14 protein-coding genes and 1 pseudogene are annotated in these 15,317 nt (G+C 64.4%); 13 read left to right on the top strand and 2 right to left on the bottom strand.

Annotated features, from left to right (window positions below):
* Nucleotides 1-5 precede the first annotated feature (5 nt).
* The 11 genes and pseudogenes from argS to surE all read left to right on the top strand — a co-directional run bounded on the left by argS (nt 6) and on the right by surE (nt 10,733).
* Nucleotides 6-1,799 (top strand): arginine--tRNA ligase, encoded by a 1,794-nt coding sequence (gene argS / locus LMTR21_RS21660; RefSeq protein WP_065756493.1) that lies wholly within the window; start codon nt 6-8, stop codon nt 1,797-1,799.
* 115 nt (nt 1,800-1,914) lie between these two features.
* Nucleotides 1,915-3,450 (top strand): SPOR domain-containing protein, encoded by a 1,536-nt coding sequence (locus LMTR21_RS21655; RefSeq protein WP_065756494.1) that lies wholly within the window; start codon nt 1,915-1,917, stop codon nt 3,448-3,450.
* A 47-nt stretch (nt 3,451-3,497) separates the two neighbouring features.
* Nucleotides 3,498-4,520, top strand: coding sequence for a beta-N-acetylhexosaminidase (nagZ, locus tag LMTR21_RS21650; protein ID WP_065756495.1), 1,023 nt, complete (start codon nt 3,498-3,500; stop codon nt 4,518-4,520).
* On the top strand, nt 4,517-5,344 hold the full coding sequence (locus tag LMTR21_RS21645; protein WP_065756496.1) for a segregation and condensation protein A: 828 nt from the start codon (nt 4,517-4,519) through the stop codon (nt 5,342-5,344). Before nagZ ends, LMTR21_RS21645 begins: the two co-directional genes overlap by 4 nt.
* Nucleotides 5,345-5,362: 18 nt before the next feature.
* Nucleotides 5,363-6,116, top strand: a pseudogene (gene scpB, locus LMTR21_RS21640) (SMC-Scp complex subunit ScpB).
* Nucleotides 6,117-6,262: 146 nt separating this feature from the next.
* Nucleotides 6,263-6,505 carry a twin-arginine translocase TatA/TatE family subunit gene (locus LMTR21_RS21635; protein ID WP_057834624.1) on the top strand — a complete coding sequence of 81 codons (243 nt, stop codon included), beginning with the start codon at nt 6,263-6,265 and terminating at the stop codon, nt 6,503-6,505.
* A 104-nt stretch (nt 6,506-6,609) separates the two neighbouring features.
* Complete coding sequence (gene tatB / locus LMTR21_RS21630; RefSeq protein ID WP_065756498.1) at nt 6,610-7,128, top strand: Sec-independent protein translocase protein TatB; 519 nt, start codon at nt 6,610-6,612, stop codon at nt 7,126-7,128.
* Nucleotides 7,125-7,946 (top strand): twin-arginine translocase subunit TatC, encoded by an 822-nt coding sequence (tatC, locus tag LMTR21_RS21625; RefSeq protein WP_065756499.1) that lies wholly within the window; start codon nt 7,125-7,127, stop codon nt 7,944-7,946. The genes tatB and tatC overlap by 4 nt, the downstream gene beginning before the upstream one ends.
* 111 nt (nt 7,947-8,057) lie before the next feature.
* Nucleotides 8,058-9,389, top strand: a complete 1,332-nt coding sequence (gene serS / locus LMTR21_RS21620; RefSeq protein WP_065756500.1) for a serine--tRNA ligase — start codon at nt 8,058-8,060, stop codon at nt 9,387-9,389.
* 12 nt (nt 9,390-9,401) lie between these two features.
* Nucleotides 9,402-9,869 (top strand): hypothetical protein, encoded by a 468-nt coding sequence (locus LMTR21_RS41850; protein WP_210250527.1) that lies wholly within the window; start codon nt 9,402-9,404, stop codon nt 9,867-9,869.
* Between the two features lie 96 nt (nt 9,870-9,965).
* Nucleotides 9,966-10,733 carry a 5'/3'-nucleotidase SurE gene (gene surE, locus LMTR21_RS21610; protein WP_065756502.1) on the top strand — a complete coding sequence of 256 codons (768 nt, stop codon included), beginning with the start codon at nt 9,966-9,968 and terminating at the stop codon, nt 10,731-10,733.
* Between the two features lie 33 nt (nt 10,734-10,766).
* Here the strand turns inward: surE and LMTR21_RS21605 are convergent, their stop codons facing one another.
* Entirely contained in the window at nt 10,767-11,144 is a 378-nt protein-coding gene (locus tag LMTR21_RS21605) for a response regulator (protein ID WP_083519162.1), read from the bottom strand.
* Between the two features lie 245 nt (nt 11,145-11,389).
* On the opposite strand from LMTR21_RS21605, the gene LMTR21_RS21600 reads away from it, so the two are divergent.
* Both LMTR21_RS21600 and LMTR21_RS21595 read left to right on the top strand, forming a co-directional pair.
* On the top strand, nt 11,390-12,034 hold the full coding sequence (locus LMTR21_RS21600) for a protein-L-isoaspartate(D-aspartate) O-methyltransferase (protein WP_430642457.1): 645 nt from the start codon (nt 11,390-11,392) through the stop codon (nt 12,032-12,034).
* A gap of 109 nt (nt 12,035-12,143) precedes the next feature.
* Nucleotides 12,144-13,526, top strand: a complete 1,383-nt coding sequence (locus LMTR21_RS21595; protein WP_065756503.1) for a peptidoglycan DD-metalloendopeptidase family protein — start codon at nt 12,144-12,146, stop codon at nt 13,524-13,526.
* A 570-nt stretch (nt 13,527-14,096) separates the two neighbouring features.
* Here LMTR21_RS21595 and LMTR21_RS21590 read toward each other — a convergent pair.
* Nucleotides 14,097-15,251 (bottom strand): IS110 family RNA-guided transposase, encoded by a 1,155-nt coding sequence (locus LMTR21_RS21590; RefSeq protein ID WP_065750576.1) that lies wholly within the window; start codon nt 15,249-15,251, stop codon nt 14,097-14,099.
* Nucleotides 15,252-15,317 lie beyond the last annotated feature (66 nt).

Below are 15,317 nucleotides of genomic sequence, written 5' to 3'. Positions count from 1 at the left end.
CGCCCATGTCCGACAAGCCAGCTTCACAACACCTGTTTGCCGACGCGCTGGCGCGCGTGCAGGCGATCTGCGCCTCGCTCGCAGCCGAGGGCCAATGGCCCGCCGGCATCGATTTCTCCCGCGTCGTGGTCGAGCCGCCGCGCGACGCCAGCCATGGCGACATGGCGACCAACGCCGCAATGGTGCTGGCAAAGGACGCGAAGGTAAAACCGCGCGATCTCGCCGACAAAATCGCGGAAAAGTTGCGCGCTGACGATCTGGTCGCTTCCGTCGAGGTCGCCGGCCCCGGGTTCATCAATCTCACTTTGAAGCCTCAGGTCTGGACAGCCGAACTCCTGACGATGCTGCGAGAGGGTGCGTCCTACGGCCAAAGTGCGATCGGGCACGGCGAAAAGGTCAATGTCGAATACGTCTCGGCCAACCCGACCGGGCCGATGCATGTCGGCCACTGCCGGGGTGCAGTGTTCGGCGACGCGTTGTGTGGCCTGCTCGACTTTGCCGGTTATGACGTCACGCGCGAATACTACATCAACGACGCCGGCACGCAGGTCGACGTGCTCGCGCGTTCCGCGTTCCTGCGCTACCGGGAAGCGCTTGGCGAAAACATCGGCGAGATTCCGGAAGGGCTGTACCCCGGCGACTATCTCGTGCCGGTCGGTCAGGCACTTGCAGCCGAACATGGAGACAAGCTGCAGGCGATGCCGGAGGCCGCCTGGCTGCCGATCGTGCGCGCCAAGGCGATCGCCATGATGATGGACATGATCAAGGGCGATCTCGCCGCGCTCAACATCAAGCATGACGTGTTCTTCTCGGAGCGCTCGCTGGTCGAGACCGGCAACAACAAGGTCACCGAGACCATCGATTTCCTGCGCGCGAAAGGCGACATCTACGAGGGCAGCTTGCCGCCGCCAAAGGGCAAGCCGGTCGAGGATTACGAAGATCGTATCCAGACGCTGTTCCGCGCCACCGCCTATGGCGACGACGTCGATCGTCCGCTGATCAAGTCGGACGGCGCCTACACCTATTTCGCGTCTGACATCGCCTACCACAAGAACAAGGTCGATCGTGGCTTCCTCGACATGATCAACGTGTTCGGCGCCGATCACGGTGGTTACATCAAGCGCATGCAGGCGGCGGTGAAGGCTATCAGCGCCGGCAAGGCCGCGCTCGACATCAAGATCGTGCAGCTCGTTCGCCTGCTGCGCGCTGGCGAGCAGGTGCGGATGTCGAAACGCTCCGGTGATTTCGTCACGCTGCGCGAGGTGGTCGACGAGGTCGGTTCCGATGCGGTGCGGTTCATGATGCTGTTCCGCAAGAACGATGCCGTGCTCGATTTCGATCTTGCCAAGGTGCTCGAACAGTCGAAGGACAATCCCGTCTTCTACGTTCAGTACGGCCACGCCCGTGGACATTCGATTTTCAAGAATGCCCGCGAGGTGGTTCCCGAGCTGCCCACGGATGCCGCCGCGCGGGGCGCCTGGCTGGGCTCCGCTCCGGTCGAGCGGCTGACAGATCCGGCCGAAATGGACCTTTTGAAGCGGTTGGCGCTCTATCCCCGAATAATCGAGGCGGCGGCAGTCGCACATGAGCCACACCGAATCGCTTTTTATCTATATGATTTGGCCAGTGAATTTCATGCGTTATGGACCAAGGGGCGGGATTTGCCCTATTTACGCTTCATTATGACTAATGATGCAGAGATCACGAGGGCGCGACTGGCTATGGTCCAGGGCGTCGTCTCGGTTCTGGCATCGGGCTTAGCCGTTCTCGGCGTCCACGCTCCGACCGAGATGCGGTAGGCAGGGGCGAAGGCCTTCACGAATGGGGGTTCGTGAGGGTATCTGGCAGGGGCCGCTCGTCATGGTTTGTTTGACATGGCGGGTTGGCGCTGTCCCGTAGGGATGCATCATCACGATGGCTGATCGATATCAGGACCGACCTTTTCCCTCCGCCGACCAGGCTCGCGGCGAGAGCGATCCATTGGCCGAGCTCGCAAGGCTGATCGGGCAGAACGACTCGTTCGCGAATGCGCCCAAGCCGGCGCCGCGCCCGCTGCAGTCGCGAGCCAATGCGCGTCCACCGCAGTATGATCCGCCGGCGTATGATCAGCCGGAAGAGGAGGCCAGCGCGCCACCGGCCCTGCCGGCATGGATGCAGCGCGCACGGCAGGAGACGACCCCGCCGCCGCCCCTTCCGTCGCCGCTGCCGGAAAACACCTACGACGACGAGTCGGAATACCAGCAGCCATCGCCGGTACATCCGTTGCACCGCTATTCGGCCCAGCCGCCGCAGGTGCCTACTCATGGGTCGCCTGCCCATGAAGCGCCCGTGCGGGACGACTATTACGAGGCGCCGCAACACCAGCAATATGCCGACGACCCGCAGCAGCAGGACCCGTCGCGCTACGACGATGCGCTGTACGGGCGGTTGGAGAGCGACGAGCACGGTTATCAGCGCGATCCGGCCTATCCGGACGATCCCTATGCCTACCAGAGCGAGTACGAGGAAGAGCCCGAACCCAAGAAGCGTTCGAGCGGCCTGATGACGGTCGCCGCGGTGCTGGCGCTGGCCGTGGTCGGGACCGGCGCTGCCTTTGCCTATCGCACCTATGTCGGTTCGCCCCGCTCAGGCGAGCCGCCGATCATCAAGGCTGACAACAGCCCGACCAAGGTGATACCGGCGCCGTCGGATGCGGGCGCGGCCAAGAACCCTGACCGGCTGCTGTCGGGCGATGGCGGCGAGAAGCTGGTGTCGCGCGAGGAGACGCCGGTCGATGTCACAAGGTCCGGCGCGCCGCGCGTGGTGTTTCCGCCGCTGAACCAGAACAACAGCCCGCCGCCGGTCTCAAGCGTTTCTCCTCAGGGTCTGCCGCCGCAGAACGGGGCGAACGGCACGATGCCGAACAATGAGCCGCGCCGGATCAGGACGCTCGCGGTCAAGGGTGACCCAGCCGACAATGGCGGCGTCCCTGCAGGCGCCGGCGCGCCGCCTCCGCGGCCGGCACCGACGACGCGAAGCGCTGCCGTTCCGGGGCCAGGCCCGACGGTGCCGTCCGCCGCGCCGGCCGGGCGCAATCCGGCATCCGCCAATGCCAGTGCCAATCCGCCGATGTCTCTGGCGCCCGGTGCGGCCGATCCTGCTCCTGCAGCGCCTGCGCGTGTCGCCGCCGTCAATCCCACCCAATCGGCCCCTGCGGCCGGCGGTGGCTATCTGGTCCAGGTCTCCTCGCAGAAGAACGAGGCCGATGCGCAGGCCTCCTACCGGGCGCTGCAGGGCAAGTTCCCGAGCGTATTGGGACCCCACTCATCGATGGTGAAGCGGGTCGATCTCGGCGAGAAGGGCGTCTATTACCGCGCCTTCGCCGGCCCGTTCGGCTCGTCCGAGGAGGCGGCGCAGGTCTGCAACAGCCTGAAATCTGCCGGCGGACAGTGCTTCGTCCAAAGGAATTAACGGCGGTTTCCTTGACCCAGGGGCTGCGAGGGGCCTAATCGGCCCCCATGACAAGCCGCGCATTCATCACGGGCGTATCGGGACTGGAATTGACCGCTGCAGAGCGGGAGTTCATCCGTGGCGAGCTGCCATGGGGCTTGATCCTGTTCAAACGCAATATCGAAGCACCGGATCAAGTATCTGCGCTCGTTGATGAATTCCGGAGCCTTGTGGGCGAGGCGGATGCGCCGGTCCTGATCGATCAGGAAGGCGGGCGGGTGGCGCGGCTCGGACCTCCGCACTGGCCGGTCTATCCGCCCGGCGCCACCTTCGGCGCGCTCTACGACCTCGACCCGGCGCTGAGCCTTCAGGCGGCGCGCTTGAGCTCACGGCTGATCGCGGCCGACCTGATCGACCTCGGCATTACCGTCGACTGCCTGCCGCTGGCAGACGTTCCGGTGGCCGGCGCTGACGCCGTGATCGGCAACCGGGCCTACGGAACCGCGCCGGCCAAGGTCGCGGCGATTGCGCGCGCGGTTACCGAGGGGCTGGAGCAGGGCGGCGTGCTGCCTGTGCTGAAGCACATTCCCGGCCATGGCCGGGCTACCGCAGATAGCCATTTCCGGCTTCCGACGGTTGATACGGCGCGAGAAGAGCTGGAACGGACCGATTTCGCGGCCTTTCAGCCGCTGGCGGACTTGCCGATGGCGATGACCGCACATGTTGTGTTTAGCGCGCTGGACCCCGCCCAACCCGCGACGACTTCTGCGACAATCATCCACCAGGTGATTCGCGGCGGAATTGGGTTCCAAGGCTTGTTGATGAGTGACGACGTATCGATGAATGCGTTGGCGGGATCGATCGCCGAGCGGACCCGCGCCATCGTCAATGCCGGCTGCGACATGGTCCTGCATTGCAACGGCAAGCTCGACGAGATGCGCGACGTGGCGCGCGAGACGCCGGAACTGGCGGGCGAGGCCTTAGGCCGCGCCAAGCGGGCGCTGGCCGCGCGAAAGCAGCCGAAGCCCTTCGACCGGCAGGCGGGACGGGCTGAACTTGAAGCGTTGATGGATCGGGTAGGAACGGCATGACGGCTGAGATTCTATCGTTTGAAACCGGACGGCCCGCCGAGATCACCGACGGCGAGGCCGCGCTGGTCGTCGACGTCGAGGGCTATGAAGGCCCGCTCGACCTGCTCCTGACGCTGGCGCGCCAGCAGAAGGTCGACCTCGCCAAGATTTCGATCCTGGCGCTGGCCGATCAGTATCTGACCTTCATCGAGGCCGCCCGAAAGATCCGCCTCGAACTCGCGGCCGATTACCTCGTGATGGCTGCCTGGCTTGCCTACCTGAAATCGCGCCTGCTGCTGCCCGAACCGCCCACGCCGGACGGACCGAGTGCGGAGGAAATGGCGACCGCACTGGCCAACCGGCTTCGCCGGCTCGAGGCTATCAGGGAAGCCGCCAACCGGCTGATGAACCGTCCGCAGTACCAGCGCGATATTTTTCCGCGCGGCAATCCGGAGTCGATTGCCGAGATCAAGCATCCCAAATTCACCGCGAAGCTGTTCGACCTGCTCTCCGCCTATGCCGCGCAGCGTCAGCAGCGCGTGCTGGCGACGGTGCATCTGGCCAAGCGCACGGTGTGGTCGCTCGCCGAAGCGCGTGCCTCGCTGGAGCGGCTGGTCGGTATGACCGAATCCGAGGACTGGAGCTGCCTCGACGATTTCCTGCTCAGCTACGTCGTCGATCCCTCGCAAAAGGCGACGGTGTTTGCGTCGAGCTTTGCCGCAGCGCTCGAGTTGGTGCGCGAAGGCGAGATGGAGCTGAACCAGAAAGAGGCGTTCGCGCCGCTGTATTTTCGTAAGCGTCCGCCGCAAGCAGCGGCGCCGGCGCCGGATATGACGGTCGAGTAAGTGGAAGGAGACCTAGCCATGGCAAGCCTGGCGGAAAAAACGCATGGAAGATGCCGAGGATCATCCCATCGACCAGAACACCGATCAGGCCGCGCGGCCCGAGGAATTGCGGCTGCTCGAAGCGTTGCTGTTTGCCTCTGCCGAGCCGGTCGATCAGGCAGCCTTGGCCAAGCGCATGCCCGATGGTGTCGACGTCAAGGCGGCGCTGGCGCAGTTGCAGGCCGAATATGCCCCGCGCGGCGTCAATCTGGTGCGCGTGGCGAACAAGTGGACGTTCCGCACCGCCGGCGATCTGTCGTGGCTGATGACGCGAGAGAGCACGGAGACGCGGCGTCTGTCGCGGGCGGCGATCGAGGTGCTCGCGATCATTGCCTATCACCAGCCCGTGACGCGCGCCGAGATCGAAGAGATCCGCGGCGTGATCACATCAAAGGGAACGCTGGATGTGCTGCTCGAAACCGGCTGGATCCGCCCCCGCGGCCGCCGCAAGACGCCGGGTCGCCCGCTGACCTTCGGCACCACCGAGGCGTTCCTCTCGCAGTTCAGCCTGGAGGCGCTGGGCGATCTGCCGGGCCTGGAAGAGCTGAAGGGCACGGGACTGCTGGATTCGCGGCTGCCCTCCGGCTTCAGCGTTCCGACGCCATCGGACGACGTGGCGCTGCGCGAGGACGAAGACCCGCTGGAGGCGGGAGACAATCTGGAACTGCTGTTGGCGCCGGCTGCCGAGCCGGAAGAGGGCGGTGGGGCTGGTTCCGAGGGATCAGCCGGTTAGTCCCGTAATCGGGGTTAACAATAGCCATAATACGTAGCCGCGACAGCGATTTGCCGCGGCGTGGGTCCTTGTTTTTGACACCTCTCGGGCCTACCTTCCGCCAAAGCTTGGCCGGAAGCCGGCCGTCTCTTTTGGAGGGTTGCAGGATGGGTTCGCTTAGCATTTGGCACTGGATCGTCGTGATCGCAGTGGTCCTGCTGCTGTTCGGCCGCGGCAAGATTTCGGACCTGATGGGTGATGTCGCGCAGGGCATCAAGGCCTTCAAGAAGGGCATGCAGGACGACACCAAGGAAGCCGAAAAGCCCGCTGAACCGGTGAAGACGATCGATCACAATGCGACGCCGGCGCCGACGGCGGCACGCACGGATGTCGGCAGCAAGGCTGTCTGAACCGGGCTCGGCTGATAGAGACCGGTTGAGAAAAGGCGCGGGCGGCTCCAAATCTTGGCTATGATGGCTTGGGGCGCGGACGTCTCGCGCGAGCGGAAGAATTCATGTTCGACATCGGGTGGAGTGAACTGGTCGTCATCGCGGTTGTCGCGCTGATTGCCATCGGCCCGAAAGAGCTGCCGGGCGTGCTGCGCATGGTCGGGCAATGGATGGGCAAGGCGCGCAAGATGGCGTCCGAATTCCAAGGCCAGTTCCAGGAAGCCATGCGCGAGGCCGAAATGGCCGACCTCAAGAAGAGCTTTGACGAGGTCAAGGAAACCGCAACTGCACTTTCCCCGGCCAGCGTCATGACCTCGCTGCAAAAGGACGTCAACGACGCGCTGCAGATCGGCGACATCGACAAGCCGGCCGCTGCCCCCGCCAACGACGCCCAGGTGGCGGGCGCAATCGGCGAACCCGTCACCCCGACGACGCCGGCCGCACCGACGCCTGAGACCTTTGTCGAGGCGGAAGCGCATGCGGCGGCTTCCGAGCCGCTGGCGATCACGCGTGAAGTTCAGCCGACGCCGCAGGACGTTGCACCGCCGGCGCCCGACATCCTCAAGGACGCCAAAGCGTCATGACCATCGAAGACATCGAGGCCAGCAAGGCCCCCTTGATGGATCACCTGATCGAGCTGCGCTCGCGGCTGATCAAGGCGCTGCTCGGCTTCGGCATCGCATTCATCTTCTGCTTCTTCTTCGCCAAGCAGATCTACAACGTGCTGGTCTGGCCGTTCGTCTGGGTCGCGGGCGCAGAGAATTCGAAATTCATCTACACCGCGCTGTTGGAATATTTCCTCACGCAGTTGAAACTCGCGCTGTTCGGCGCCGCCTTCATCTCGTTCCCGATCGTGGCGACGCAGATCTATAAATTCGTGGCGCCCGGCCTCTACAAGCACGAGCGCGGCGCGTTCCTGCCGTACCTGATCGCAACCCCGTTCTTCTTCGTGCTCGGCTCGCTGCTGGTCTATTTCGTGGTACTGCCGATGCTGGTGCGGTTCTCGCTCGGCATGCAGCAGATGGGCGGCGAGGAGACCGCGCAGATCCAGCTGCTGCCCAAGGTCGGCGAGTATCTGTCGCTGATGATGTCGCTGATCTTCGCCTTCGGCGTCGCGTTCCAACTGCCCGTGATTCTGACTTTGCTGGGCCGGATCGGCATCATCACCTCGCAGATGCTGCGCGAGAAGCGGCGCTATTTCATCGTCATCGCCTTCGTGATCGCTGCCGTGCTGACCCCACCCGACGTCATCAGCCAGGCCTCGCTGGCGATCCCATTGCTGGCGCTCTACGAGGGCGCGATCGTCGCGGTCCGCATGGTGGAAAAGAAGGCCGCCGCCGCGCAGGCCGCGTCAGGCACGCCACCCGCCAGCCCGCCCCCGGAAGCCAATCCGGCGGAATAGGGGTTATTCGTCATGCCCGGGCTTGTCCCGGGCATCCGCGTCTTTTACAGACCTTGCGGTTAATACGTGGATGGCCGGGACAAGCCCGGCCATGACGCAGGAACTGTGGCCATGCACGACATCAAATCGATCCGCGACAACCCGCAAGCCTTCGACGCCGGCCTGAAGCGCCGTGGACTGGCGCCGCTGTCGGCTTCGCTGCTCGCGATCGATGAAAAGCGCCGCGCCGCCATCCTGGCATCCGAGCAGGCGCAGGCGCGGCGCAATGCGGCTTCAAAGGAAATCGGTGAGGCGAAGAAGGCCAAGGATGACGCGCGCGCCAGCAAGTTGATGGCCGAGGTTGCCGAGCTCAAGACCACGATGCCGGAGCTCGAACTGGCGGCGAAGACGGCGGATGAGGAGCTGGCGAAAGAGCTCGCGGCGCTTCCGAACCTGCCGCTCGCTGACGTGCCCGAAGGGGCCGACGAGCACGGCAATGTGCAGCGCCACATCTACGGCAAGATCCGCAACTACGCCTTCACGCCGAAGCCGCATGACGATCTCGGCGGCGCGCTCGGCTACATGGATTTCGAAGCCGCCGCGAAATTGTCGGGCGCGCGCTTCGTCGTGCTGAAGAAGGGCCTGGCGCGGCTGGAGCGCGCGATCGGCCAGTTCATGCTCGATCTCCACACCAACGAGCACGGCTACACCGAGGTCAATCCGCCGCTGCTGGTGCGCAACGACGTCATGTTCGGCACGGGACAATTGCCGAAGTTCGAGGACGATCAGTTCTGGGCCATCAAGGGCGAACTGCTCGTTGCTCCCGACGAACGATTGAAGACCGAACGTCTCGGTCTCATTCCCACCGCCGAAGTTTCGCTGACCAATCTCGTCCGTGAATCCATCGTCGACGAAAAAGAACTGCCGATGCGGCTCACGGCGCTGACGCCGTGCTTCCGCGCCGAAGCGGGCGCTGCAGGCCGCGACACCCGTGGCATGATCCGGCAGCATCAGTTTACAAAAGTCGAACTGGTGTCGATCACGACACCCGAGACCAGCCGCGACGAGCATGAACGGATGCTTTCGTGTGCCGAGCAGGTATTGCAAAAGCTCGACCTGCATTACCGCGTGATGACGTTGTGCTCCGGCGACATGGGTTTCTCCGCGCAGAAGACCTACGACATCGAGGTCTGGATGCCGGGGCAGGGCGAGGGCGGCGCCTTCCGGGAAATCTCGAGCTGCTCGGTGTGCGGCGATTTCCAGGCGCGGCGCATGGATGCGCGTTCGCGCGGGCCCGACGGCAAGCCGCGTTTCGTGCACACGCTGAACGGCTCCGGCACCGCCGTCGGCCGCGCGTTGATCGCGGTGATGGAAACCTATCAGCAGGAAGACGGCTCCGTCGCGGTGCCTGCGGTGCTACAGCCCTATATGGGCGGGCTCAAATCCATCGAGCGGGATAAATAGCGCAAGGCACGAATGGCATTGCATCGCGACATCCTTTGGATCGGGAGGCAATGGGCTGTAACCGGCCACGGAATGCAATTGATCGACCAGAGGCTGATGGGCGCTTTCGATATCGAAGTGGCCAGCTTGTGGGATGACGACCTGATCGATCGGATGCGTGCGAAAGAGTGGCTCAACGTCGCCGATTTCGACAAGGGGCTGGCGGTCGCGCGGACGCGGCACAAGCTGCCGGAGCCGGGATCGGAGCCGATAGCTGTGGCGGTCCCAGTGATCGACGCCGTCGCGCTACGTCCGCCACCGAAACTGGAGCTGCCCGCTACCGCTGAGCCTCCGCAAGCGGCGCCGGCGCTGCCTGCGGCTGCGATACCGCCATCTGCGCCCATCGAATCGGGGCAACAGGCGTCGCCGGATCTGCAAATGAAAATCGATGGAGCTGCCAGATTCTCGCGCCCCTGGCGGGTCTGGATGAAGAAAACATGAGGACACCGGACGGTTTGCCTCAGCCGCGATAGCCGGATAAGACCACGCCCAAAGGCAAGAGCCCGCCTCGATCCGAACCAGAAGGCATTTTGACGGATGCGAATTCTCTGCACCAACGACGACGGCATCCATGCGCCGGGCCTGAAGATCGTCGAGGAGATCGCCCGCGCGCTATCCGACGACGTCTGGATCGTGGCGCCGGAGCTCGATCAGTCCGGCGTCTCGCATTCGCTGTCGTTGAACGATCCGTTGCGTCTGCGCGAAGTCGGTCCGCGTCATTTCGCGGTGCGGGGCACGCCGACCGACTGCGTGATCATGGGCGCGCGCCACATCCTCGGCGAGAAGATGCCCGATCTGGTGCTGTCCGGTGTCAACAGGGGCCGCAACGTCGCGGAAGACGTTGTCTATTCCGGCACCATCGCGGGCGCGCTCGAAGGCACGATCCTGGGCTTTCCGTCCTTTGCGCTGAGCCAGGAATTTTCTATCGAGACCCGTCACGCGCCGCTGTGGGAAACGGCGCTGAAATTCGGACCCGATATCCTGCGCAAGGTGATCGATGCCGGCGTGCCCAAGAACACCGTGATCAACGTCAATTTCCCCGCCTGCACGCCGGATCAGGTCAAGGGCGTCCGCGTGACGCGGCAGGGCAAGCGCAATCTCGGATTCCTCAAGGTCGACAAGCGCCACGACGGCCGCGGCAATCCCTATTTCTGGATCGGTTTTGAGCGCGCCGCGATGATGGATACGCCGGCTGAGGGCACTGATCTTGCGGCGCTTGCGGCGCGCTACGTCTCGGTCACGCCGCTGCGGCTGGACCGTACGGATGAAGCGTTTTCAGAAGAGCTGGTGTCGACGCTGAAGTGATGCGGAATGGCGTAGCCGGGATGGAGCGAAGCCCTAGACCGGCGCGCTCTTCATCGTCGAACTGATCACCTGCGCCAGCGTTTCCAGCTGGAATGGCTTCTGCAGCGCGGGGCGGTCGCGATATTCCTGGGGCAGGCCGGAGGAGCCGTAGCCGGTTGCAAAGATGAACGGGCGGTTGCGTGCGGTAATCAGCTCCGCCACCGGCGTTATCACCTTGCCGTTGACGTTGACATCGAGAATCGCGAGATCGAATTCAGTCGTTTGCACCAGCTTGACCGCTTCGCCGATCTCGCCGGCCTCGGCCGCTACGCTGTGGCCCAGCTCTTCCAGCATGTCAGCGACCATCATCCGGATCATGACCTCGTCCTCGACGAGGAAAACAGAACAGCCCGCCGGCCGTGTCGCTACCATGATGGATTCCTTGCCCTTCCGAGCGTCGAGGTTCGCAAAAAACGTCCTATGTTGCAATGTCGACATAGTCGGCGAGCCCCGCTTCTCGCGAGGGATTTTCCGTGCCCTAACGCCGAGGCGCGACCCGCGGTTCCGGCGGAGGAACCACAATCTTGAGGAAATCGTTCCTTAAATGCGCGGACCCTATTACATCTCGGCGTGGCTGATGCATTGGATTGGCGGCTGAGTCCCGCCACGAGACCGCAATGTCGCAAGAACCGCCCGAGAAAATGATGTTTCAGCTCACCCTGCGGCGGCGGGGGATCAGCGACCAGGCGGTGCTGCGGACCATGGAGGCGGTGCCCCGCGAGGCTTTCGTGACGGCGGGCGATCGCGGTCATGCCTACCGCGACAGCGCGCTCGGCATTGCCTGCGGGCAGACCATCAGCCAGCCCTTCGTGGTCGCCTACATGACCGAGCAGTTGCAGCTCCAGAAGAGCCACAAGGTGCTCGAGATCGGTACCGGCTCCGGCTACCAGGCCGCGGTGCTGTCGCGGCTGTGCACGCATGTCCTGACGATCGAGCGCTACCGGACGCTGGCGGATACGGCGCGCGACCGGCTCGAAGCGCTGGGCTATTTCAACATCGAGGTGATGCTCGGCGATGGTTTTGACATTCCGCCGGGCGCCGGTGACTTCGACCGCATCATCGTGACAGCGGCGATGGAGCAGATTCCCGAAAAGCTGCAGCAGCGGCTGTTGCCGGGCGGCATCCTGATCGCCCCGGTCGGGCCCCACCACGGCACCCAGACGCTGGTCCGAATGACCCGGACGGACAGCGGCTTCGAGCGCAAGGAATTGGTCGATGTTCGCTTCGTCCCGGCGCTGCCGGGAATTGCGCGCGAGCTGTAAAAGCCCGGATTGGCGGTTCCCGCCAACATCTTATTCCAAGGGTTAAGCGGTTATTTACTCGGTACGTGTTTACTCAAAACAGTATTTTGTTGCGTACGAGTGAGTAACCATGTCCCGTCTCGCCGAGTTGCTTCGCTCGCGTCGGGTGCCGCAGGTCGCGGTGCTGACGCTGATGTCGGTCGGCTTTGCCGGCTGCAGCGCCGATATGCAGACGCGCTTTTCCGATAGCTCGTTCTCCAACCCCTTTGCCTCCCAGCCCGAAGCGACCGGTTCGGTACGCGCGCCCGCCGCCGAACGCCGCGAGCTGCCGCAATATGCCCGCCCGCAGGCTCAAGCGGCTCCGCAATTCCAGTCCCAGGCCTTGCCGCCGCCCGCCGTCGCCGCACCACCCGCTTATCCCGCCAGCTCGGGCGGGGTGTCCGGCGGAGGGCGCGGGGTTTCGTCCTACGCGCCGCCGACCCATTCGCCGATCGAGACCACTGCCACCGTGCCGCCGCGCTCGGTCGCGGCCGCCCGGCCGGCTGCGGCGCAGGGTGGCACGACGATCATCGTCGGCACCAGCGACACGCTCGACATTCTGGCGAAGCGCTACAACGTTTCGTCCGCCGCGATCCTGCAGGCCAATGGCTACAAGGGGCCGCGCGTGCTGTCGCCCGGCCAGCAACTGATCATTCCGCGCCAGACGGCTGCGGCCACGCCAGCGCCGGCGCCTGCAGCCCCGGCCAGCAAGCCGGTTGCCGCTGCGGTGACCCCGCCGAGCGTCCATGTCGTCAATCGCGGCGATACGCTGATGAGCATCGCGCGCCGGAACAATGTGCCGGTGACCGAGCTCGCCAAGGCCAACAATCTCGATCAGTCCGCCAAGCTCAGTCTTGGCATGAAGCTCACCGTGCCCGGTTCGAAATCTGCGGCCGCCGCTCCCGTGGCGCAGCCCGTCCTCGCAGCAGCGCCCGCCCAGCCGGCCGCACCGGTTGCAGCGCCGGCCACCAAGCTGGCCTCGGTCGGCGGTCCGCCGCAGAGCGCGCGGCTGGCCTCCGCCACCACCAACGTCACGGAAGAAAAGCCCGTGGTCGAGCAGACCTCGGTCAAGCCCAGCGAAGCCACCGGCGCGCTGCCGACCTTCCGCTGGCCGGTACGCGGCAAGGTGATCACGAGCTACGGTGCCAAGACCAATGGCAAGTCCAACGACGGCATCAACCTGGCGGTGCCGGAAGGCACGCCGGTGAAGGCCGCGGAAGACGGCGTGGTCGCCTATTCCGGCAACGAGCTCAAGGGTTACGGCAATCTGGTTCTGGTGCGGCACTCCAACGGTTACGTCACCGCATATGCCCATGCGAGTGAACTGCTGGTGAAGCGCGGCGACACGATCAAGCGCGGCCAGATTATTGCCAAGTCGGGTCAATCAGGCGAGGTGGGGTCGCCGCAGCTCCACTTCGAGATCCGCAAGGGATCTTCACCGGTTGACCCGCTTCAATTCCTGAACGGGGCGTGAGGCCGGCTGGTGCGTAGCCCGGGTGCAGCGAAAGCGAAACCCGGATTTGCTCCACTAGGCTAGACCGGTCCCGGATTGCGCTGCGCTCCATCCGGGCTTGTATGGGGTAGTGGTTGTCAAGGGGATTGATTCATTAGGGCATGGCTTTGCCTTGGCATGTTCGGTGGAGAGCAACGGCTCTTGATGGCTGTTTCGTTCCGATGGATAGCCGCTGCGCCGGACGCGGCACGGTCAAGGCTGGCCGCAGGCCACCGCCGGAGGCGGCGCGTAGCGGCCTTGACGGTGGCAAGGCCGGTGCGAAGCTTTCGGATCGGGACGTTTCGAGGCGCGCGATTGACAGCTTGACGTGATGTCCTGGACTGGGCCGTGACGTCGTATGCGGCCAACACCGCATCAACTTGTATCCGGTCGGGTGTGGTGGCCCGGACCCTGATCTTTCATGCACGGGTGAAGGTAAGGCCCAGAAGAGACGGGACCCATCTACGAAAGCGGAATCCGAAGACCCAAGCCCGGGTTCGGTCACACGTCTGTCCTGGATCACGTCGGCCGTCATTGGCACACCGGCGTTGGTTAGAGACTTGGACGCATCACAGCGCCGCTCGGCACAAGGCCGGTTTCCAGATAGCGCCAGAGCGCCACCATCAGCTTGCGCGCCAGCGCCACGATGGCGATCTTGCGGATGCGACCCTTGAGGTTGCCAACCCGCTCGCGGAACCAGCGGCTCAGCTCGCTGTCGGGCTGATGGCTCAGCCATAGCCAGGCGAGCTCGATGGCGGTCGTTCGCGCTCGGCGATTGCCAGCCTTGCTGATGCCCTGTTGCCTGCGGCTGGCGCCGCTGTCGTAGGGCATGTCGGTCAGTCCGAAGCAACTGCCGACCTGACGCCGGTTCTTGAAGTTGCGGTAGAAGACCTCGTTGGCGAGAAGCTGGGCGATGTGCGGGCCGATCGCCTTGAGTTGGGCAAGCTGAACCGCCTTCGCCTCTACCGAGTCCTTGGCCGGTGCCCGATGCGCGGCCGCATTCGCTGCCTCGAGCGCCTTGATCTGCTTGTGCACCAAGACCAGCCGCTCATGCTCGCGACGGATCTCGTCCTTCAGCCGCGGCGGCAGAGCGCGCCCATCGCCGGTACGCATCTCCTCCAGACCCGACAAGAAGTCCGGCTTCAGGGGCATGACATCGCGGATACCCTGGCCATGCAGCAGCCCCTTGATCCGATTGCTGTGCCCGGTGCGCTCCTCCAGCAGCCGCTCGCGCTCGCGCGTGCGCCGTTTGCGGTCCTCCTCCTCAGGCGTGGGAACCCGAACCATGCTGCAAACCCGCGGTTCGCCACGCAGGTAAGCCAGAAACGAGCGCATCAACTGCGCCAGGTCGATCCGATCGGTCTTGGCACGCCGTGCCCGCCGGTTCACCTCGATGCTCGACGCATCGATCTCGTAATTGAGCACCTCGTTGTCGGCAAGCCAGCGGTGCAGCCAATGACCGTCGAGACCTGCTTCATAGCAAGACAGGATACGAACCGGCTTCCCCGTCTGCGCCGCCTTCGATCGAGCCTTGACCAGCAAACTCGACAACGCCGCCAAGTCGCCACCGTCAATCCGGTAACGGCTCACCTTCTCGGCACCAGGCATCATTATGCCTAGCTGCCATTTCGCCTTGCTCAGTTCGAAAGCAACGTAAACCGTGGCATACTCGCAGCCGGCGGGTGTGTCAGCGTGATCTGTGCACATCGTGGATCCTCTGGGTGAGTGGGGGTCGCAAACTCAACTTACCCCCTGAACACCTGCCACCCATAG

Source organism: Bradyrhizobium paxllaeri, from assembly GCF_001693515.2.
Classification (GTDB): domain Bacteria; phylum Pseudomonadota; class Alphaproteobacteria; order Rhizobiales; family Xanthobacteraceae; genus Bradyrhizobium; species Bradyrhizobium paxllaeri.
This window is presented reverse-complemented; position numbering and strand designations above follow the sequence as displayed.

Coding starts and splice junctions, on each gene's coding strand:
- LMTR21_RS41850 (WP_210250527.1), top strand. CDS start 9,402: ATGGCATTGCATCGCGACATCCTTTGGATCGGGAGGCAATGGGCTGTA.
- LMTR21_RS21595 (WP_065756503.1), top strand. CDS start 12,144: ATGTCCCGTCTCGCCGAGTTGCTTCGCTCGCGTCGGGTGCCGCAGGTC.
- LMTR21_RS21655 (WP_065756494.1), top strand. CDS start 1,915: ATGGCTGATCGATATCAGGACCGACCTTTTCCCTCCGCCGACCAGGCT.
- tatB (WP_065756498.1), top strand. CDS start 6,610: ATGTTCGACATCGGGTGGAGTGAACTGGTCGTCATCGCGGTTGTCGCG.
- LMTR21_RS21635 (WP_057834624.1), top strand. CDS start 6,263: ATGGGTTCGCTTAGCATTTGGCACTGGATCGTCGTGATCGCAGTGGTC.
- nagZ (WP_065756495.1), top strand. CDS start 3,498: ATGACAAGCCGCGCATTCATCACGGGCGTATCGGGACTGGAATTGACC.
- LMTR21_RS21600 (WP_430642457.1), top strand. CDS start 11,390: ATGTCGCAAGAACCGCCCGAGAAAATGATGTTTCAGCTCACCCTGCGG.
- LMTR21_RS21605 (WP_083519162.1), bottom strand. CDS start 11,144: ATGGTAGCGACACGGCCGGCGGGCTGTTCTGTTTTCCTCGTCGAGGAC.
- LMTR21_RS21645 (WP_065756496.1), top strand. CDS start 4,517: ATGACGGCTGAGATTCTATCGTTTGAAACCGGACGGCCCGCCGAGATC.
- serS (WP_065756500.1), top strand. CDS start 8,058: ATGCACGACATCAAATCGATCCGCGACAACCCGCAAGCCTTCGACGCC.
- argS (WP_065756493.1), top strand. CDS start 6: ATGTCCGACAAGCCAGCTTCACAACACCTGTTTGCCGACGCGCTGGCG.
- surE (WP_065756502.1), top strand. CDS start 9,966: ATGCGAATTCTCTGCACCAACGACGACGGCATCCATGCGCCGGGCCTG.
- tatC (WP_065756499.1), top strand. CDS start 7,125: ATGACCATCGAAGACATCGAGGCCAGCAAGGCCCCCTTGATGGATCAC.
- LMTR21_RS21590 (WP_065750576.1), bottom strand. CDS start 15,251: ATGTGCACAGATCACGCTGACACACCCGCCGGCTGCGAGTATGCCACG.